The sequence below is a fragment of the Scytonema sp. NUACC21 genome (genome assembly GCF_054684315.1).
Genome location: NZ_BAAFZH010000073.1, coordinates 23,451 through 43,292, shown reverse-complemented (window position 1 = coordinate 43,292; position 19,842 = coordinate 23,451). Strand labels below are relative to the sequence as shown.

The window sequence follows — 19,842 nt, the reverse complement described above, 5'->3', positions numbered from 1 at the left end:
CGTAAAAAACAGTGACAGAAAACGCCACTCACCAAGACTGTGGCGTTTTTCGCAAAAACCCGGAATACGATGTTTGAGACTTAAAGCAGTTATAGCCGAATTAGCGAGCAAGTTGGTAGCCAGAACTGGAATTATATTCGGTGAGTGCTTCCCAGTTCATGACATCTTCTAACAAAGCTTTATAACCTGTTGTGTTGGGATGAAGACCATCTGCGCCCAGGCGTTTCAGCCTCCATGCTTCACCCCGTTCCATCCATTTGTCAAAAATATCAAGATAGGGAATACCGCTTTTGGTGCAAACGGCTTTAGTCGCTTCTTTATAGCGGTACTGATCGGCATGATTGTAGTAAAAACAGTCTAGAAATGGCATCTTGGCTTCATCGACTGGCACCATTCCTACAAATAAAACCGGACAGAGTTGCCGCGCCCGGTTAAGTAAAGAAGCGATTTCTGATTCAAAAACGGCAAAATCTGTGAAGTTTCGTCCGTTAGGACGGCTTAACCGCGCTGAATCATTAACTCCTACTGATAAAATAATCAAGTCGGGAACTTGATTTCGCAGTTCACCCCGATGGCGAAATTCAATTTCCAGTCTTTGCGCTACTTGCTGGGTGCGATCGCCTCTCACTCCCAAGTTATAGAGTACGTGACCGACGCTGTCAGGTAACATCCAACACCGCCGCAGTCTCTCGACCCAACCGCCTCCTTCTGGGTCACCAAATCCATAGACTAAACTATCTCCCAGCGCTACTATTTTTAGAGGCTGGCTCTGTTTTGGTGTAACTGTAGGTACAACTGACAGATGCATTGGGGAACGTGCTTCAAATATCTGCATCTTAAAAGTTTACATTTTATATTTCTATAGAATTCTATACACTTCTATACCATTGATGGGTATTTTGAATTTTTTTCCATAACAGCTTTATGAAAATTCATCCTAACGGTATAAAAAGCGCTCTGTGTTTTTTCATACCAATCAACTTAGTTCAAGGTGACTGATTAAAGACCCACTTTAACCAATTCCCAAAGGAACTTATGGCGTTCAGGTGCTTGATTCCGGATGCACGGGCAGCTGCAAGACCATCAACAGCACACAAGCAGGCATACTGCAACCCCAGAAAGCTATCAACAGCTGCATAGGGACCCCCTAAGGTAATTGCTCCGGCTGCATACATTTGACCCTTGTCATTACGCATCTCGACGACTTCAAAGTTATTTGCCACAGACAACCGACCGAGGTAGTTTAACGGTAAGTTGTAATGTTTCACTAAATCGTCTAGTAGGGGATTTGCTTGTACTTTGGCATCAAGCCCAGTGGCATCAATAATAAAGTCAGCGTCTAAGGTTGTTTGCCCGAAACCCTTTTCTTGAATGTAAGTGACTGGTCGTTTCTGGGCATCTCGTTCTACTTTCTCGACTTCACCAAACTCGATTTTATACCAACCTTCTCTTAACCCTTCTTCGGTAATGCGCTGCCAGTCGTATCGATCGGCAGTGGTCGTCCCGCCCCAGTCTGTTAAAAAGCGCTTGCGTTCGTCGGGGCTTGCTTTTTCCAGCATCTCCCGTAGCTCTCCACCCCAACAGGCTTTAGGCCAGTTGAAGGGTTGGTATTCGTAATGATTCTTCACAAAGCGCTGTGCTTTCTCAAATTTATTGCCCACTGGTTTGGGCGATCGCATCAAGTGTAAAACTGTAATATTCCGATTGCGGCGACGAGCTTCATAAATACGTTGCACGATTCGGGAAGCTACAATTCCCCGCCCTCGAAGCAACACCTTACCTCCTTGTCGTTCCAGTTGTTCGTAGATGTGGTCGTGTTGTTCGTAAGCATTGACAACAGATTTAAAATCCTGATACTTCTCACGATAAGCTTGCAAATCGGGGAGAAATTGAATAGCGGGATAACCAGTTGCTAGGTGCAAATGACGGGCGACATGAAAAGCATGGCTTCCCGGTCCTTGGGAGTAGGCTACACAATACCTCCCATCATCAGTTTTGCGAATTGCCCGTACCCGCCCGTAACGGTAAATCTTATCCCAGCCTATGCGCTTTGCCTCCCGGTCTATAGAGTTGAAGACATTTCCTGCACGAGGCGTATAAGTTTCGGCAAAAGTTGGTTCACTAAAGACCTGCCACAAATACCGAAAACACTGGTCTAACCTCCCTTTAGAAAAGTCATGCCATGCTTCCCGCAAAGCATAACTAGGCCAACCCCAAATGTTATCAGGACAAGAATCAGAATTTGAACGCAAGCGTTCGTGCAAAGGGATTTGTGAATTTAGGCAGAGGCGTTTGTATCGGGCATATGGCTCTTTTTCCAATCCTAAAGCGACAATTTTCTCACTCCGGACACCAGACATCCTCAATAAATCGACCCAGATGTAACTACCAAGCCCTGCCCCAACTGCAAGATAATCACTCTCATCTACGGGCAAGCCTGTTGCGTGCAGTGCTTGCACGGAAACTTTTTCTTCCTGAAAGACAGGGGGTGGAAAATGACTACCAAGGGGAGTGACAACTTGAGGTGGAGGTAGAGTGGGGTCTGGGAGATTGGTATTGGGGTTAAATTGGATAGCAGAGTGAACGCTAGGGGTAGGTGCAGGCGCACGAGTAGCAGCAAAATTAATGGTGATTATGTATGGCCCTATTTGTACTGTATCCCCATTACCAAGAACACTGCGTGCCTGACGTTGACCATTTACAAACGTGCCATTCGTGCTATTTTGGTCAGTCACTACCAACTGATTTTGCTCCCAGTCAATCAGGACATGGAAACGAGAGACTTGACTGCTGTTAAGCAACATACGAGAGACACGCTGTCCTTTGAGTTCACCGGGCAATGCCGCAAAATCACGACCAAGGGCGATAGGTACACCTAAAAGAGGTTCTCGACGTTCCCCCGTTGTAGGATCGTCCCAACTTAATTGAATTTGTAAATTATTAGTCATTAGTTTTTTACTGCCATCAACTGCTTCCACTTCACTGCCATCGCCTCGGTAAAGTGACAAATTGTCATGGTTCAAAAAGTTTAATGTTTCAATCCCTGATAGGGATTCAAAGTAATTGTAACCGCATCTTCCAGTTAATATCGGGATTGTATCCCTTTGTTTCAATCCCTGATAGGGATTCAAAGTAATTGTAACCTTACCTATGTTGTCCGCCCCCGATTCCTCCAAGCAGTTTCAATCCCTGATAGGGATTCAAAGTAATTGTAACTTCTCGTCGCTTTAACCCCTCTTGGCGCGATGCTGTTTCAATCCCTGATAGGGATTCAAAGTAATTGTAACTTCCCACTACCTGCAACTTTCGCAGTGGGCACAACAAACTAGTTTCAATCCCTGATAGAGATTCAAAGTAATTGTAACTTGAAATATTAGCTAATGCCGCATGGGATGAGGTTGTTTCAATCCCTGATAGGGATTCAAAGTAATTGTAACCTACGCCAAGGGACTTAAACAATTAGATGAAATCAGTTTCAATCCCTGATAGGGATTCAAAGTAATTGTAACGGGAACTGCATTGTTGGTGTACAAGCTGCCAGAAAAGTTTCAATCCCTGATAGGGATTCAAAGTAATTGTAACGGGCGATCGCTTATCCCATCCCATGATGCATCTCAGCAACTTGTTTCAATCCCTGATAGGGATTCAAAGTAATTGTAACCTCGCGGTAAAAATCAAGTAGCAAAAGAGTTAGGTTTCAATCCCTGATAGGGATTCAAAGTAATTGTAACGTTTGCCGATGCAGGGGAACCACCGGGGACAGGGGTTTCAATCCCTGATAGGGATTCAAAGTAATTGTAACTTCCAGGCGATCGCACCCTCGAATTTGGGGCGGTACGTTTCAATCCCTGATAGGGATTCAAAGTAATTGTAACGAATACTGGGCTGTTGGGGCTGATAATAGCCCGGTCTGTTTCAATCCCTGATAGGGATTCAAAGTAATTGTAACCAAGCCAGCTATTCAAAGGATAAAGGTAAATAGCCAGTTTCAATCCCTGATAGGGATTCAAAGTAATTGTAACAAGCGATAGAGCCAGGATTTGAAGGAGGAGGAGGAGGAGGAGTTTCAATCCCTGATAGGGATTCAAAGTAATTGTAACGATGGAAAAACGCCATTATCTAGCAGCAAGCCTCAGTTTCAATCCCTGATAGGGATTCAAAGTAATTGTAACCTCGCTTATCTTGCCCTTCTCCATCAGCGAGTGGAAGTTTCAATCCCTGATAGGGATTCAAAGTAATTGTAACTCTAAGGCTGCTCTTTCAGCTTCGTCGCAAATAAAAATGTTTCAATCCCTGATAGGGATTCAAAGTAATTGTAACGTCTGCTGGTGTTCAGGGCTAAACCAGCCCTTTTTGTTTCAATCCCTGATAGGGATTCAAAGTAATTGTAACCCTGGGAACCTGAGACTTAGATAATATGAGATTTTCATTGTTCGGAATCGCGGATGGGTTAATCATAGCAAAAAAAATTTGGATTGAGGAGAGCGAAAATGGCTGAAATCCAGTCTGGGTAAGGAGCGCGGATGGGTGAGAGGGTACGATCGCCTGAAACCTTTGTTTCATAATCAGTTCAGCCATTTTGGAGTGAATAGCTTTTCCAACACCTACCCATCCGCGCTTTTGGCATAGAAAACAGTATTGTGGGTACTAGCTTCGATGCCTGCAAGAATGATGTCGATACCAGCTTCAAAGTTGGCAAACATTTCATTCTCTGTAAGACTGCTAAAGATATGATGCATTGACGGAAATTGCTCTGGTGGATGCTGCTGGAGTTGAGTCAAGAGTTCCTGACGTTCACCAGGTTGTCCCAAACGACCCGATCGCTCACCAAGGGCAAATCCATTTAAATAGTCTACTACTAAGTCTGCTGCCCGAACGACCATTCGCGGTGATAGTCCAGCAGAGATGAGTGCTGTGTAAAGAGCTTCGTTTGCCGCAAGTGCTGCAATTCCTGCTGACTCTGCATCTGAGACAAGGTACAGCACAAGATTGGGGTGTGTCTGGGTTAACTTACAGTAAGATTTTGCAAAAGTACGTACCTGGTTCTGCCACGTTGTGTCCGGGATTTGTGGTAACTGCAATTCATTAAAAACCCGCTCGATAACACTAGTCAAAACAGCACGCTTGTTAGGCAGATGGTAATAAATTGCCATTGGATCTACTCCTAACTCGCTTGCAAGGCGTCTCATACTGAATGCTTCCACCCCCTCTCGATCGATTAACTGAAGCGCAATGTTGAGAATGCGTTCGCGTGAGAGTGTCTCTTGACCTGCTTTTGGTCTTCCAAGCTTGCGTCCCATACTCCATAACCTTTTGAACAGATACTCTTGTCAAAATTCTACAGGGTAGATTATTATCATGAAAATCTACAATGTAGAATTTATTTAACCAAGGGCTTTCTCGTGCCAAAATTTCAGGCGTGTTATGCATAAAATCAAGGAGAAAGTAGAATGCAACCACTACAGGGCAAAATAGCAGTTGTCGCTGGGGCTACTCGCGGTGCAGGACGGGGTATTGCTTGTATGTTGGGAGAGGCGGGTGCAACAGTCTATTGCACTGGTCGAAGCACTCGTGCAATGCGTCCAAAGCGACAAGACACTCATTCTCCATTCAACTTGCCGTACCGTCCTGAAACTATTGAAGAGACAGCGGAGATGGTGGAGGCACATGGTGGTATTGGCATTCCCGTTCGAGTGGATCACACTGTTGAAGAAGAGGTGCAAGCACTGTTTGAACGAGTTCGGGTAGAACAGGGACAGCTAGACATTCTAGTAAATGATGTTTGGGGAGGTGATGAGTTGACGGAGTGGGGAAAGCCATTCTGGGAACTCTCCATTGCTAAGGGGTTACTGATGCAGGAACGGGCTGTACATACCCACATCATCACCAGTCGTTATGCTGCTCCATTGATGATTGCACGCGGTCAAGGGTTGATTGTAGAAATTACTGATGGCGATAAGTTGGACTATCGCGGTAATTTCTTTTATGATTTGGCAAAGGTCTGTGGGATTCGCCTAGCATATGCTCAAGCTCAAGAACTTCGCCCTTATGGTGTGACTGTGCTGGCTGTAACGCCTGGGTTCCTGCGGTCTGAAGCGATGCTAGAGCACTTTTGTGTAACGGAGTCTAATTGGCAAGAGGGGGCGCTGAAAGATCCTCATTTTATTGCATCGGAGACTCCTTACTATATTGGAAGGGCGATCGCAGCATTGGCAGCCGATCCAAATGTAGCTTATAAGTCAGGAGGTGTTTTCAGTTCTTGGGGGCTTTCAGAAGAATACGGTTTTACCGATATTGATGGTCAGCAACCCAATTGGGGTAGGTATTTTGCGGAAAATTTGGTGAAGTAAAGTAGACAGACTTTTTACAAGGGCTCTCTCGACTCGTGGTTTAGCAATTTTAAGCACGCTGAGACAACTTAATTATCCCTGTTCTTTTTGCGATAGCATTAGCTAAGCTTTCAAAATCCTGGTAAACATTTCTTACAGCTTTCATGTAAGAGCCAAGAGCACCATCAGCTGGTTTCAGATGAAACATAGGCTTATTAGCTTCCTGAGCCATGTGTATTAAGCCGGGATAAGTTTTCAATAGAGCTAAACAATTGACATCGTTGCCAAGAGAGATATTACTATCTTGTGGCTGATTTAATATCGCTTCTCGATAAACCTTTGGGATATCGGTTATTAAATTTTGGTAAGTTTTCACGGGGCGATCCAACCGCACTGGGTATTGTGTTACAACATACCCAATTGGTTCCATAGTCCCGAGGGGAAGCTTTATATCTGTTATAAAATTCTTTTTTTCTAGTATTTCTTGCCACTGTTTGCGCCAACATTGCAATGTCATTCCAAGGTGAGGTAGGGCTGTGAGAGAAACGAAGTCTAAGCCAAGTGGAATAACAATGTAATCGGTTGCAATTAATGCTGTATGATTAATAGCTCCTATACTGGGAGCTAAATCTATTAATATAAAATCCGCTTCGTGAGCTATAGCTACCTTTTGCATAATTTTCCAAAAGGTAGATATAAATTGAAAGGCTAGTTTTTGTCGATTATTATCTTTTACATCATATAACCAGGTAGACCAACATTCCATCAAATTGCTCTCTAACTGAAAAAGATTGATATTGCCTGTTAAAAGAGCTAGGGTATCGCTAACAAACTCTAAATGTGGCTCTGATATATTGCCTAATCCCTGTAGTAGAGGTAACATACTAGCAAAAATAGTATTGCGCTGATTTTCTTCCAGCCAAACCTCTTCGAGGCGATCCTCACCCAGCAACATCATGGATAGAGTGGCTTGGGGATCTAAATCGACTGCTACTACTCTATATCCCAGTTCGCTATACATCCATGCTAAATGATAAGCTAGAGTAGTTTTACCAACTCCACCTTTGTTATTGAAAAACGCGATAGTTGTAGTATTCATAATCTTTTTCTAAGCGTGGCTATCACATAGCTATCATCTACAACAAATTCTAGTGTTGGGTTGCCATTTTTTTGTAGTTGCTGGCGTGCAAGTTGAATTCCTACTCCAAAGCGTTGAACATAGCCAAGATTTTTCATTGCTTCAGCTAGGTGAGGATTGCGATAATCTGTTATGCCTGGTTGCCCAAAGTTTTGACGATTAACTTGACCGAAGGGACCACCTGGACTTTGAATTTCAATGCGGTCATTGAACCAAGTAATTCTTACTGGCGCATTTGTCCCTTCATAAGTACGGTGCATAACAGCATTTCTTGCCAGCTGTTGCAGAGCAACTATTGGGTAATCCGGATGCTGAATTTCAACAGGATTAGTAGTGATATCTGTCACAACTGAGATATGAGCTTGAAGAGTTTCATCTAATATTCTCAGCAAACTAGGAAGTGAACCACTAATTTCTTTTTGGTCTTTAATTGGGTCAGTAAACTCACTACCATCAATACGAAGAAATTGAATGTAGGCACAAGGAACGAATTGTCTTGGCTCTTTACCCACTACTAGTAAACCTAGAAGAGTTGGTTTTGATAATGACTCAACTGTCGCAAATCTTAACGCTGTAAGTTGTTGCTCAACGGAACGTTGATTTTCTTCCAGAATTTCAGTAGCTAAGGATGAGGGCAAATAAACTTGATGAAATAAGTCTAAATCTAAGTTGTGCAAACTTGCAGATGCCAAGGATTGAAGGTCAAAAGGCAAGTCTTTCGCTCGTCGTTTCTCTGCTAAACGGCGTTCTTCCTCGGATGTAGCAGTGGCTCTGCGAGGACCAACCCGCAGCCAAACACGCCCATTAAAGCGCACAGGAGGAGCATCGGATGGTTCTACAATCACAACAGCCAGTTCGCATCCGCAGATAATTCGTTTTTGAACAATCATTGTGGGAAAAGGCAAAATGTTTCCGTCCGATCTCATACCTGAAAGCGTCAGCAACAACTTATCGTCGATGAGAAGATTGGCGCAGTTACCATCATCCTTGACACCAATAAACAAGACTCCTGGTTTTTGATGGTTTGGCAAGTCATTTGCAAATGCACAAACTGCCTCACACAGCTTACCTTTATCAGAAATCGAAGCCTTACGTTCTACCCGATCTGATTCTAGGTCTTTCAGGAGAACTTCCAACTCCCGATCGTCCATTTGGCTCCTTTGCAGTACCCACTAGCCTAACTACATATTTTTTATAGTACTTGCCTCTGGTGATTACTGCTGTAATACCTGCTAGACGTAAAGCTTTAGACAAAATTTAGATTTGTGACTGCGATCCTAGTTTTGCTGTGTTACTGTCAGTTGATTTTTTATGTATATTTTAATATTATTATATATAAATTTTTATATTAAACAGCCTAAAGGGAATAAGAAACATGTCAAAAGAAAGTTCAAAGGTCAAACAGAGATACGTTTGTTAAAGGCTAGAAAAACTCCTAATGGTGTTGCTGCTCGTGCAATTATGAGAAGTGGTAGCGGTCATAAAGGCGCAAATAAGGCTACCATTGTAAATCGTTGTAAATGTTGCAGTATAAGCCTGTTACTTTCATCCAAATGCTTTTATACTTCTCCTCAAAAGACGCTAGGCGAACAGCCTGACTGCGATCGCACCTTTGGTGTGGTATTAACAGTTAATTTTTAAGAATTGTTTAATGTAGACCTAGTACAAGTCGGCGTAAATAAGGCAACCATTGTAAATTGCTCCAAAGTTTACAGTGTAAGCCTTTTAATTTCATCCTTTATCCTTGATACTTCAGCCTTTCTGTACTAGCTACTTTGTCTAATTTTACCTGTTATTTGTCGATGCTACACCCCTACCTTTTCTTTATTTTAGTCTAAAGTCCATTGATAAATTTTAATTTTTGTATTGTTCTTCATTGTTTCTGATATTTTGATAGAATTTGATGCTAGACTTTTGCATTAAAGAAAATTAATTACGTAGTGAAGCCTTTTATAACCATCATAATTAAGTTGTGAGAAAACACGAATACTAAAAGTTGGTGCTTATAAGCATTACAGCTTTTATCTTTTCTCAAGAATGTTCCAGAATTCTATCATTTACTCGATAGTCAAAGCTCTCGACAAAAAATCCGAGCAAAGGAATAATAATGAGTTATCTAAATAATTTACGGCTTGTGTTCGCGGGTGATTTTCAAGCAGATGTGTCAACTGTAAACAACGATGTTAGACACTTTGACAATGCAACGTTTGAGAAGCGCTTTCAAGAGTTACAAACGCCAGATGCTGCCAATGGTGGGTGGAACCCAATGGGTTCGGGAGCATACCGTTTAATCAACTGTAAAGTTCAATCTGTCGCCGTCAATGACGAAAAGGTAGAGGATTCCGCTGTCGGTCTTTTCATTGATGGTTCTAACAACCGAGTGGGAGGCAAGATAGTGGATCTTGACCCACAATTTCAATTGGCCTCTGCAATTTGGGGTCTGACCATCCGGTTAACAGACGGTCAGCGGGATTTTCTGGTGGGAAAATTCGAGCCAGCTTCGTTCCGGGACATTCTGTTTAGTCGCCGTCAGGGATCGCGTGGATCTCCAGCAGCCTCTGCTGTTTTTCAGTCAGTACTGACCGACCTGCACTGGGGGGATGATTTACGGGGATCTCCCTGTTTAGAGGCACTAAGGGCTGCATCAGCAAATGGGAAATTGTCGATCCGGTTCACAACCTTTGGCTATAGCACGAACAGGACTCAGGAGCGGTTTACCCTTGGTACAGTGATTGGGGCAATCGGTCCTTACTACGAGAATGAGCCTCGCTCGTTTGTTTTGGGGCGACGGATGGTACCGAATTTGAATGGACAGGGATCTCTTAGCAACGGAATCAACTTTTTTGATTGCTGGGTCGATGAACAAAAAAACTCTGTCTTGGTTGATTTGGGCAATGCCCTACCCTTGACTTTTGAGTTGGGACTGCAAGATGTTGGTGACCTCCAGTTGGCAGTTCTTAAAGATGTAAAAACTCAGGAGTCTGAAACGCTGTCCAAAGGCGATGGGTTTGTTGCATTAGGTACCCTAATTCCCTATCGAACACCAAACTGGTTGTACAAAACATCTGGAATTTGGGCTGCACCTTTGCTTGCCGAGCAACTGGATCTCATAGGCGAACATCCTTTGGCGCTGATTCAGATGCTTGATGGCAACACAGGGAAAGTCTTGGTTCGAGAGAGTATTGACGGGTTATTGGTTCGCGCTGATAATTTTGTGCAACGAGTTGAGCCAACAGAAACAGCTGAGATCGAACTTTTTGCAAGTCGTTACGGCAAACCACTGCCCAATGCCTCAGTGAGTATTGCTTTCAGTCCTCAGGATAATGATACTGGCGCTCAGCAAAACGATCCCAACGATCCCAAGGCTACAATCCCTCCTACAGACACGCCCACGGCTGCACTCACAAACTTACCACTGACGCCGATCACAGATGCGGCTGGTAAAGCAAAGTTGTTAATTGAAACGCAAGATCCTGGTAATCCCCGTGGTTACATTGATGGGCAAATCTATACACTCCAATATTCTCTGCAAGGGCAAGCAAACAGTCAAAAACAGCCGCTTGATGCCATATACGTTTTGCTCTTTGACAGCTATCCAATTCCCGATCGCCCTACCTGGTTTGAACATATTTACCCCATTTTCCAACAGTACGGCAACCTTTATCCAATTATGAGTAAGCGCCTGGTGGACTTGGGAGACTACGATTCAGTACGGGAGAATCGTGACATTTTAGAGTTGGCTTTTTCGCTAGATATTCATGACCCCAATTCCATGCCGGTTACTCGTGACCTCTCTCGTGCAAAGCGAGTCACCATTCTGCGATGGTTGGGTGAGCGAAACGCCGATGGCAGCTATGTTATGCGGCTTGGACAACAGAAACCGCCGTTTGTGGAAGAGTCACAAGCAATTCAGGAAAGATCTGTCACATCATTTGCACCACAGCCTGAAGCACTGGCACTAGAAGAAGACGAGAGTAGGGTTCACGGCTACCAAGATTTCCAAATCGCCCTGCGGCAAAATCAATCCAACTCATAACATAAAAGCGCTCTGCACTATAAGGAGAGGTATATGCTCAAAGTTCCCGTTCGCATTATTCAGGAAATCTACAACGCCAAAGAAACTTCAGATCTTTACAAACATCTCCAAGCGGCGATCGAGCTAGAACACTCAACCATTCCGCTTTACCTAACGGCGCTGTATTCCATCCAACCTAACTCGAATCAAGCAGCTGCCGAAATCCTCTTCTCAGTGGTGCGGGAAGAAATGCTGCACATGGTAATTGCTGCCAATGTTTTGAATGCGATCGGTGGTAGACCCCAAGTCAACAATGCTGAATTTATTCCCAGCTACCCCGGATATTTACCAATGGTGCAACCGGATCTCATCGTGGGGCTTGCACCTCTCTCGATAGATTTAATTGCCAAGACCTTTATGCAAATTGAAACCTCTGTAGACCCAGAAGATTACCCAGCCAAACCCGTTCCTCCCGCACCAAGAGCACCAGTAGAGGAGGAGTATAAGACGATTGGAGAGTTCTATGAAGCAATTATTAATAAAATTAGAGAGTTACATCATCAGGGAACGTTAACCATTAAACCGCGCAATCAGGTTGTTAATGAACAATGGTTTCCAAAAACGGAACTATTTGAGATTACAACCGTTGAAAGGGCAACCTCAGCCTTAAACCTGATTATTGTGCAGGGCGAAGGAACGACGACAGTGCGAGAAACTAGGGTACGCTCTCTTAACGGCAAGGGTGTAAACCAGCTCGCGAAGAAATTTAGCCCCTTCGATCCAGAAAATCAGCCCGCTCATTACTATCGCTTTGCTCAAATTGTCAAAGGTGGTCGCCTAGTACCAGACCCAGAAAACCCAGGTGGATTTGTTTACGATCTCAATCAACCAATCAATTTCGACGAGGACAAGATTTATCCACTCGTAGAAAATTCTAAAGTTGAGATGTATCCCGAAGGCAGTCGGGCACGTCGCTTAGTCAATCAGTTCAACTACTCTTACACCAGCCTGTTGAACGGCTTGCATAAGACTTTCAATGGTCATTCGGATTACCTGAACACAACAATCGGGGTGATGTTTGAACTAAAGTTGCAAGCTCAGGAGATGGCAGAGGTGGAAATTAAAGAAGGACCTAATGCTGGGAAGCGTGTTGCACCTTCATTTGAATATCAATTGTTAGCAGCAGAAACAGCAGCCTAGTTCCCTTGTTTGAGAGGAATATTAGATGTAGGGTGGGCAGTGCCCACCGTCGGCTGCTGGTGGGCACTGCCCACCCTACAAAAATAATCAAATCCTGGGATGAAATGTTGGGTTTGGTTTGGCAATTAAATCCGGCGATGAAATGTTGGATTTGTTTCCTCAATCAAATCCGGCGATGAAATGTTGGGTTTCGTTCCTCAACCCAACCTACGGGTGCAACACCTGCTTCAAATACTGCCCGGTATATGATTTGGGGTTCTCCGCCACTTCCTCTGGTGTACCTACTGCAATCACTTCTCCTCCTTTGTCGCCGCCTTCTGGGCCTAAATCTATCACCCAATCTGCACAACGTATTACGTCTAAGTTGTGTTCAATGACTAAAATTGAATTGCCTCAACATAGGTGAGCAGCGCGTTGGGCGGGTTCCCCGACTTGAAGCGACTGCTCACCCGTAGGGTCGGGGGGCGCGACTTGATTGCCCCAAAATTCATGAGGACAGTCGCGTGCTCCGGTTTCCTCCGTTGAGCGAACTGTCCGTCCCACACTGCCACTTCGGGATCGGATGTGGGGCTTATGCTTGGATTAAGCTAAGGATAGTCAATCTGCTTTTAATTTCCAATTGGTGGTGCTAAAGGTTGGCGCGGTGTACCACCTCCACCAATGCTATTCGGTCCATTGTTGTCCACGACTTTCAAGGCACCAATAATCTTAGTGAGGTCAGCTTGAAGCTCTTTATCATCATTGAAGTGGCGTCCTGTGACTGCCTCGTATTCCTCCTCTGCACTGCGATCGAGGCAGATGTAGTTAAAGTCCCAACCAGAATCATCAACGACGTAAGCACCGTAGTCTTGCATCGCCTGGAAAATCTTTTTGCCTGCTTTGGTGGTCAGTCCCAGGCTTTCTGCAGAAACATGGGGTGGAACCGCTAACAAAGAACCCATGACCAGCGCCGGGTTGGTACCCTGGTATTGACTTGGCGCGCCACCATCAGCGAGACGGGCGGGCCAGCGACGACCGGGGGTAGGGGATGCGGGATTGTAGTACAGCCACTTGCCCCAAATATCTATTTTGAGTGCGTGACGAATAGGATTGTTATCTAACAACTCGCCTTTACGAATACTACCGCCAACGCTGGACATCCCCGAACCACCATGTCCACCATCGATACCATCGCCGTAGATATCCTGCTCTCCAAACCAATTACCGTAAAGCGGAGCACCTGGCTCACACCGGGTGGCTACATTAAAGGACACGAGAGTTTTGCCATCTGGCTTCAGAAACGCTGCTGAGTTATTTGGCGTAAAATTCTCCCTCGCATCTGGAATAATCAGATCGTAGGGAACCTTCAACAGCTCGGCAGCTTTGGGATGCCATTGCGCCTGCTGCTGGGGTATGGTGCCGGTGCAACGACCTTTGCCCCAAGCCCCTGGCATATAAGTTGGCACGGCTGGGTCGCTCTCTTTTGTCGTGATATACCAGTCGGTATCCACTCCAGCACCCTTTGAACCAATATAGGCATCAACGTATTTAGCATCCGATCCAATGGGCATATTCCAAATGCTGTCGCAAGCAAACGGCCATATATTTTTGTCGCGTGGTTGACCGGGACCACACTTGTTTGTGCCAGAGACCGAGGTTGGAGCAGTGCTTTGGGCTATCAAACTATTGTAACCGTTGTTGAGATTCAAGCTTGATTGATTTTGAGTGCTAACGCTGATTACAGAAGCACTATTGAGAGCATAGCTAATAGCACTCAAGGTAATGGGGTCGAAAATCATCATTTGCCTCTTTTGTTTTGAATCATGGTCGGTTGAAGCTCACACATGGTGAGTCTTCGTACTTCAACTGTGGCAGAGGCTAAACCCTGAAAAATCAATTTGACAGGATATACGCGCTGTATTAAAGAGCTTAAGTCAGACAAACTAAACAATTGTTTGCCTCAGGGAACACAGCTTTACTAGCCTTGGTATACGTTAAAGGCGAGCGAGGATTAGCACAACCGTAATTACCGATGAAATAGTTAACACATTTTAAATTAGGCGTTCGGAGTTTATGCTATTCGAGTAAATTTACATAGTCATAAGCAGTTGGGCTTTCTGTTTTTCGGAAGCCCAACAGATGTTTTGGTAAAGAGCAGTGTCAAATATCTTTATAAGCAACGATTGAGTCTGCTAAAAGGGGGATTAATCTTGAAATTGATTCAAACCCAGGCTTCCAAGGAGCAACAAGTTTTTCTAAAAGCAAACCGGGATACTTCGTCCATTTTCACAAACCACGACCCACTACTTTATATCCACGACGACGGAAATCATTACGGGATACATAACTTAAGTGGGCTTCAAAATCATTAAACCCTACTACAGTATCCGCTCCTTCTCTAAAAGATGGATAATTAGGTGTTGAAATTATCACTCTTTTCTTGGCAGCATTCTCCAAAATATTTAGGAAGTCTTCAACTGTTTCTTGTTCAATATGTTCAATAATTTCACATGCTAAAACTGTATCCCATTTGCCCTCTAGAGGTGATGGCAATACCTGATACCACACATTACGATAGCATTTCTGTTGAGAACAATATTCTACATTTGCTTGAAATGCATCAATGCCATCAACCAATGGAGGTTTGTCTAATTGAGCTTCCCAAAAATTACTTTGAATTAAATTACCCCATCGTCCCAAACCACACCCAACATCTAGCACTGTTTTTCCCCTAATCAAAGGCACAACTATTGGATCGAGACAAACTGGAGAAGAACTCATAATTACCCAAAAAATTGAAAACTCAGAATTTGGAATACTAAAAGAATGTGTTTTTATGGTGGTAAAGGTTGTTCTGTAAGAATCCCTATCAGGGTGAAATAATCTACAGCCTAACCCGCTCACTCACTGCGTCACTTCTTTCTCAAACAAGCTCAAAGCTCTTAATGCTGCCTGATCCATGTCATAGTACTTATATTCAGCAAGCCGTCCGGCAAAGATGACTGTACCGTTCAATTTTTGAACCTCTTTGAGATAGAGGTCATAACGCTCGCGGTTTTCCTCACGTGGAATGGGGTAGTAAGGATCGTTTTTACCAGGTACATAGGCTTGAGGATACTCCATAACCAATGTGGTTTTCGGTGAAGTTTGCCCCGATAAATACTTTTGTTCGGTAATACGAGTAATATCATAATCGTTGGGGTAGTTAACTGTACCTACTTCTTGGTAGTGCTCTCGATCCAGCGTCTCAAAGTGAAAGCGTAGGCTGCGGTAAGGTAGTTCGCCATACATATAGTCAAAGAAGGTATCAATCGGTCCTGTGTAAACCATGCGGTTGAACTTGATGTCGTTAATGACTTCTCGATAGTCTGCATTTAGAAGAACCTTAATGTTGGGGTGAGAGAGCATCCGGCGAAACATTTCGGTATAACCGTACTTTGGCATTGCTTGGTAAGGATCTTGGAAGTAGCGATTATCTCGGCTGATATAGACTGGAACGCGCCCTGTGACGCCACGATCTAGCTCCTCTGGTTTGAGTTCCCACTGCTTGGCTGTATAACGGACGAAAACGTTTTCATAGATGTAATTAGCTAAAAACTCTAAATCTCCAATGGCACTTTCACGCAACTTGAGAATTGGTACTTTAACTCCAAAACCAAAGTGTTCTAAAAGCTGTTCTTCAAGCTTTTCGGCGTAGCGGGGAGGAAAGAGAGCGTAGAGGGTGTTCAGATTGAATGGTATAGGAACTTTCTTGCCTTCCACAACACCAAGCACGTGGTGATAATAAGGTCGCCATTCCGTGAATTGGGATAAGTAATCCCAGACTTTTTTGGATTTGGTGTGGAAAATATGAGGTCCGTACTTGTGTACTAAAATGCCGTGCTCGTTGTAGTAATCATAGGCATTACCGCCGATATGATCTCGCCTTTCTACAATGAGCACTCGTTGTGCCAGTTCGGTCGCGATCCGTTCCGCTAAAATACATGCAGAATATCCAGCCCCTACAATCAGCCAATCTACTCTCATAAAGCTTTTCCTTATTTGTTTGATGTAATTTGGATATTGCGATCGCTCTTACTTCTGAGGCTCAAGGTAATGCTGCCAAAATTGCATAGTGGTCAAACTGTTGAACGCTTTTTTCCACTCTGCATTGACACTTGACCATTTCCAATAATTTTTAATTACAGAGCTAACCCAGGTAAATAAAATATTAATACCAGCTTTTTGCTTCAATTCGTATTGATAAGAGTTAGGGCTTTCCTCTATAACATAAAGAATTCTTTTTTTAGCTAAACCTTTACAAATAGAATCGCTTTCTGTGAGGCTAAATCGAATGACTACGCTCTCATCAGCAATTAGAAATTGCGGGAGTAAATGACCATTAAGCGTTAACAAACTAACCAGCTTGTGTATTTTTCCCACTTTAGTAATCTGATACTTCTCCCCATCTGAAACAGAATTAGCCAGTATAGTTTGGTTTTTATAACTTCTACTTGATTCAAAAATTTTGGAATGCAGAATCTCTGGGTCGTTGCCTGCGATAACATTGGGACCTTGCATATAATCTTCAAAACCTTTGATTACCATTTGTGCCGAGTTGTAATCAAAGATAAACAAATAATATATTATACAATCGGTAAAATTTTTAACTGTCTTCACATATTCTAATGAACTGTGAATGGCATTGGCTATTAAATGATTGCGAATGTAATAGTAGAAATCCCAAACAGGTCTTTTAGCATAAAAGGGTTCGTGCCACACAGCTACAGACGGAAAAGCCACTATTGCATTTCCAAAGTTTTCGTTGATTCTTAAACCAAATTCCATGTCATCTATTTTGATAAAAAAGGGAAATGGTAAACCAATTCTTTCAACAATTTCTTTAGAAAAAGCAAAAAACCAAAATCCACCATAATCAATATCGTCTTCTAACAAAAGTGAGTTAAGTGAGGTGGTGTTTTGTAGATTCAAATTCTTCTTTAGAGGAAAACCTGTAAATTTATCCTGCTTGATATTTCCTTTACTATCGATGGATTTGTTATAGATTGCTCCTGCTTCATACAAAACGTGTTTTTTGTATAAATCTAGCATACTGCCAGCTACGGCAAATTCTTGCTTCCCATACTCATACAAAGAAAAAAGTCTGTAGATAGCTTCACTATCTAAGTCTATATCATCATCCATGAACAAGAAGTGCGTATAAACCCCTTCCTGCAATGCCTCAATCAGCCCCTTAGTAAAACCGCCAGTTCCACCTACATTTCGATTAGAGATTAGCTTAACCCTAAAATCTGTAAAATCACTGTCATTTAGAGTTTTGCCATTGTCTACTACAAAAATTTTAAACTTTTTATCCTTTAAGAAACTGTCTTGCAAAATAGTATTAACTGTCTTTTTTACATAGGCTTCTTTTTTGAAGGTACAAGTGATGATAGCTAATGACACCTCCCTAGGTTTTTCTTGTTCGGTTGCAACCAATCCTTCTGCAAACAAACCCTTTTCACTAAGGCAAGTTATTTCCAAATAAATTCGACCGGATTCTTGGCTTTGCCGGAGTTCTGGCAATATTATTTTTGCATAATTTGATAGTTGACATTGCTCAATTTTTTTCTGCAAAATTCGTTCTTTTCCATTCTTCTCGGTTTCTCTATAAGCACAAACTTCAAAATCCCCTTCAAGCTTTAATAAATAGTACAATGAGCTAAAACTTGTGTATTTTGTGTAGAATTTTTCGTAGATTGAGTTGAAGTAAGTATTCAAAGATAGGATGGTACCTCGCTTCAAAATAATTTGGTTGTCCCTTGCATGAGAATCTTTGGATGTACTTGCATCAAACTTGAAGTATAAGGCAGATGTTTCAACACTCTGAGGAAATTGAACTCGGCTGACGACTTGCATGTGCTTCCTACCTTTTAGGTGTGTTTTCTTTGAAAAACTTGAGAGTTGTCTGGCTGTCGTTAATGCGTGTTTGAAATCTGAAATTTAGCGATCGCTAGTAGAAAAATGTAAAAACATCTAAATTTTTTTAGATGCTAGCTCGATCTTGAGAAAAGTTGACCTTAGAACGATAAAAAAGGTAATATTTTATAATGCCAGGTAGTCTTTTCCATAGAGCTGGAAAGAAATGAGGGTTTAGTACAGCCTTTGTAAATGCAGTTAAAAACGCTCCTTCTTTCAGTGCCTGTCTAACTCGATAGAAGGCTCTAGTTTGCTGCATTTTTATCAGGCGTTGTGATAAAGTACGCTTGAGTTGCAAATTTTTTTGAGTAAACTCCTGCTCTAAAAGATATAGATTTGTTTTGCAAGCTTGTTCGTAAAAATCAACATACTCCTTCATTAAGGAACGAATACGTATTTGGTAGAAATAATACGCTTCTGGTACGACAATAAAGCGTGCCCCATTTAATAGACACAATAGGAAGAGGACAAAGTCTTCTTCATACTTCAAGGATTCATTAAATTCAAGATTATGCTGAAACAAAAAGCTAAGCTTGATGAGAGGCTTTGTTATACTAAGATAGTGTTCTACGAAGTCAACAGGATCGATTGCTTTGGGCTTGCTTAAGTGCATTTTATGTTGTTCAAAGAGTGTCATATTCCAAGGAGAATTTTCACCCTCTGGGATGAAATACATATCGTCAGCAATAAGGTCAGCGTTTTCTCTTTCAGCCACCTGCAAAAGCCTTTCTAATCTTTTTGGTGTATACCAATCATCTGAGTCCAGTAGAGCAATCCATTCACTCTTCGCTTCTTTAAATCCACGGTTTCGTGAATAGCTTGGTCCTTTATTAACTTCATTAACTAAAAGTTTAATGCGAGGGTCGTAAAAACTATTAACAATTTCTACGGTATTGTCAGTGGAAGCATCATCCACTACAATCACTTCAAAATTCTGCTCGGTCTGCGCTAACACAGATTCTATTGCTCTTTTGATATATCTGCTGGTGTTGTAAGCAGGAATAATGACAGATACTTTAGGTTGGCTCGACATAAGTTATTCGTTGCTATAATAACCTCAAAATTTATGATTTGGCTCAATCTGTGAATCTGTAAGTCACTTTTTCAACTTATAAATTAAGGGAAAAAGTATATCTTAGGTGCATTGCATACTGTCTTATATGATATTTAAACCTCCATTGCAAATGTTTGCGCTCGAGAAGTTAGCTTGTCAATTAAGCTTG

At 42.7% G+C, this 19,842-nt stretch carries 15 protein-coding genes, 1 pseudogene and 1 CRISPR repeat array; of the genes and pseudogenes, 4 read left to right on the top strand and 12 right to left on the bottom strand.

Annotated elements, in window-relative coordinates; translation table 11 throughout:
• Nucleotides 1-100 precede the first annotated feature (100 nt).
• The 3 genes from ACYRY3_RS14250 to ACYRY3_RS14240 all read right to left on the bottom strand — a co-directional run bounded on the left by ACYRY3_RS14250 (nt 101) and on the right by ACYRY3_RS14240 (nt 5,300).
• Complete coding sequence (locus ACYRY3_RS14250) at nt 101-835, bottom strand: GDSL-type esterase/lipase family protein (protein WP_460202306.1); 735 nt, start codon at nt 833-835, stop codon at nt 101-103.
• Nucleotides 836-986: 151 nt separating this feature from the next.
• Entirely contained in the window at nt 987-2,948 is a 1,962-nt protein-coding gene (locus tag ACYRY3_RS14245; protein WP_460202357.1) for an FHA domain-containing protein, read from the bottom strand.
• Between the two features lie 85 nt (nt 2,949-3,033).
• Nucleotides 3,034-4,392: a CRISPR direct-repeat array (repeat unit 37 nt; unit sequence GTTTCAATCCCTGATAGGGATTCAAAGTAATTGTAAC).
• A 212-nt stretch (nt 4,393-4,604) separates the two neighbouring features.
• Complete coding sequence (locus tag ACYRY3_RS14240; protein WP_460202305.1) at nt 4,605-5,300, bottom strand: TetR/AcrR family transcriptional regulator; 696 nt, start codon at nt 5,298-5,300, stop codon at nt 4,605-4,607.
• Nucleotides 5,301-5,450: 150 nt separating this feature from the next.
• On the opposite strand from ACYRY3_RS14240, the gene ACYRY3_RS14235 reads away from it, so the two are divergent.
• Nucleotides 5,451-6,350: an SDR family oxidoreductase gene (locus tag ACYRY3_RS14235; RefSeq protein ID WP_460202304.1), complete on the top strand. Its 900-nt coding sequence runs from the start codon at nt 5,451-5,453 to the stop codon at nt 6,348-6,350.
• A gap of 49 nt (nt 6,351-6,399) precedes the next feature.
• On the opposite strand, the gene ACYRY3_RS14230 is transcribed toward ACYRY3_RS14235, so the two are convergent.
• Nucleotides 6,400-7,428 carry a ParA family protein gene (locus ACYRY3_RS14230; protein WP_460202303.1) on the bottom strand — a complete coding sequence of 343 codons (1,029 nt, stop codon included), beginning with the start codon at nt 7,426-7,428 and terminating at the stop codon, nt 6,400-6,402.
• Nucleotides 7,425-8,618, bottom strand: coding sequence for an ATP-binding protein (locus tag ACYRY3_RS14225; protein WP_460202302.1), 1,194 nt, complete (start codon nt 8,616-8,618; stop codon nt 7,425-7,427). The genes ACYRY3_RS14230 and ACYRY3_RS14225 overlap by 4 nt, the downstream gene beginning before the upstream one ends.
• 160 nt (nt 8,619-8,778) lie before the next feature.
• Here ACYRY3_RS14225 and ACYRY3_RS14220 point away from each other — a divergent pair, with 160 nt between their 5' ends.
• The 3 genes from ACYRY3_RS14220 to ACYRY3_RS14210 all read left to right on the top strand — a co-directional run bounded on the left by ACYRY3_RS14220 (nt 8,779) and on the right by ACYRY3_RS14210 (nt 12,682).
• Nucleotides 8,779-9,108, top strand: a complete 330-nt coding sequence (locus ACYRY3_RS14220) for a hypothetical protein (RefSeq protein WP_460202301.1) — start codon at nt 8,779-8,781, stop codon at nt 9,106-9,108.
• A gap of 466 nt (nt 9,109-9,574) precedes the next feature.
• Nucleotides 9,575-11,503 (top strand): hypothetical protein, encoded by a 1,929-nt coding sequence (locus ACYRY3_RS14215; RefSeq protein ID WP_460202300.1) that lies wholly within the window; start codon nt 9,575-9,577, stop codon nt 11,501-11,503.
• Between the two features lie 33 nt (nt 11,504-11,536).
• The gene (locus tag ACYRY3_RS14210; protein ID WP_460202299.1) at nt 11,537-12,682 is read left to right on the top strand and encodes a ferritin-like domain-containing protein; all 1,146 of its coding nucleotides are present in this window, start codon (nt 11,537-11,539) and stop codon (nt 12,680-12,682) included.
• Between the two features lie 207 nt (nt 12,683-12,889).
• On the opposite strand, the pseudogene ACYRY3_RS14205 reads toward ACYRY3_RS14210, so the two are convergent.
• The 7 genes and pseudogenes from ACYRY3_RS14205 to ACYRY3_RS14175 form a co-directional block, all read right to left on the bottom strand.
• Nucleotides 12,890-13,075: pseudogene (locus tag ACYRY3_RS14205) on the bottom strand (hypothetical protein); the annotation flags it as partial.
• Nucleotides 13,076-13,225, bottom strand: coding sequence for a hypothetical protein (locus ACYRY3_RS14200; RefSeq protein WP_460202298.1), 150 nt, complete (start codon nt 13,223-13,225; stop codon nt 13,076-13,078).
• A 65-nt stretch (nt 13,226-13,290) separates the two neighbouring features.
• Nucleotides 13,291-14,463: a hypothetical protein gene (locus ACYRY3_RS14195; protein ID WP_460202297.1), complete on the bottom strand. Its 1,173-nt coding sequence runs from the start codon at nt 14,461-14,463 to the stop codon at nt 13,291-13,293.
• A gap of 484 nt (nt 14,464-14,947) precedes the next feature.
• Nucleotides 14,948-15,442: a class I SAM-dependent methyltransferase gene (locus ACYRY3_RS14190; protein ID WP_460202296.1), complete on the bottom strand. Its 495-nt coding sequence runs from the start codon at nt 15,440-15,442 to the stop codon at nt 14,948-14,950.
• A 123-nt stretch (nt 15,443-15,565) separates the two neighbouring features.
• On the bottom strand, nt 15,566-16,687 hold the full coding sequence (gene glf / locus ACYRY3_RS14185) for a UDP-galactopyranose mutase (RefSeq protein ID WP_460202295.1): 1,122 nt from the start codon (nt 16,685-16,687) through the stop codon (nt 15,566-15,568).
• Nucleotides 16,688-16,735: 48 nt separating this feature from the next.
• A complete protein-coding gene (locus ACYRY3_RS14180; protein WP_460202294.1) occupies nt 16,736-18,559 on the bottom strand; it encodes a glycosyltransferase in 1,824 nt (607 codons plus the stop codon).
• Nucleotides 18,560-18,686: 127 nt separating this feature from the next.
• Complete coding sequence (locus ACYRY3_RS14175; protein ID WP_460202293.1) at nt 18,687-19,652, bottom strand: glycosyltransferase family 2 protein; 966 nt, start codon at nt 19,650-19,652, stop codon at nt 18,687-18,689.
• Nucleotides 19,653-19,842: the final 190 nt, after the last annotated feature.

Coding starts and splice junctions, on each gene's coding strand:
- ACYRY3_RS14250 (WP_460202306.1), bottom strand. CDS start 835: ATGCAGATATTTGAAGCACGTTCCCCAATGCATCTGTCAGTTGTACCT.
- ACYRY3_RS14245 (WP_460202357.1), bottom strand. CDS start 2,948: ATGACTAATAATTTACAAATTCAATTAAGTTGGGACGATCCTACAACG.
- ACYRY3_RS14240 (WP_460202305.1), bottom strand. CDS start 5,300: ATGGGACGCAAGCTTGGAAGACCAAAAGCAGGTCAAGAGACACTCTCA.
- ACYRY3_RS14235 (WP_460202304.1), top strand. CDS start 5,451: ATGCAACCACTACAGGGCAAAATAGCAGTTGTCGCTGGGGCTACTCGC.
- ACYRY3_RS14230 (WP_460202303.1), bottom strand. CDS start 7,428: ATGAATACTACAACTATCGCGTTTTTCAATAACAAAGGTGGAGTTGGT.
- ACYRY3_RS14225 (WP_460202302.1), bottom strand. CDS start 8,618: ATGGACGATCGGGAGTTGGAAGTTCTCCTGAAAGACCTAGAATCAGAT.
- ACYRY3_RS14220 (WP_460202301.1), top strand. CDS start 8,779: ATGTATATTTTAATATTATTATATATAAATTTTTATATTAAACAGCCT.
- ACYRY3_RS14215 (WP_460202300.1), top strand. CDS start 9,575: ATGAGTTATCTAAATAATTTACGGCTTGTGTTCGCGGGTGATTTTCAA.
- ACYRY3_RS14210 (WP_460202299.1), top strand. CDS start 11,537: ATGCTCAAAGTTCCCGTTCGCATTATTCAGGAAATCTACAACGCCAAA.
- ACYRY3_RS14195 (WP_460202297.1), bottom strand. CDS start 14,463: ATGATGATTTTCGACCCCATTACCTTGAGTGCTATTAGCTATGCTCTC.
- ACYRY3_RS14190 (WP_460202296.1), bottom strand. CDS start 15,442: ATGAGTTCTTCTCCAGTTTGTCTCGATCCAATAGTTGTGCCTTTGATT.
- glf (WP_460202295.1), bottom strand. CDS start 16,687: ATGAGAGTAGATTGGCTGATTGTAGGGGCTGGATATTCTGCATGTATT.
- ACYRY3_RS14180 (WP_460202294.1), bottom strand. CDS start 18,559: ATGCAAGTCGTCAGCCGAGTTCAATTTCCTCAGAGTGTTGAAACATCT.
- ACYRY3_RS14175 (WP_460202293.1), bottom strand. CDS start 19,652: ATGTCGAGCCAACCTAAAGTATCTGTCATTATTCCTGCTTACAACACC.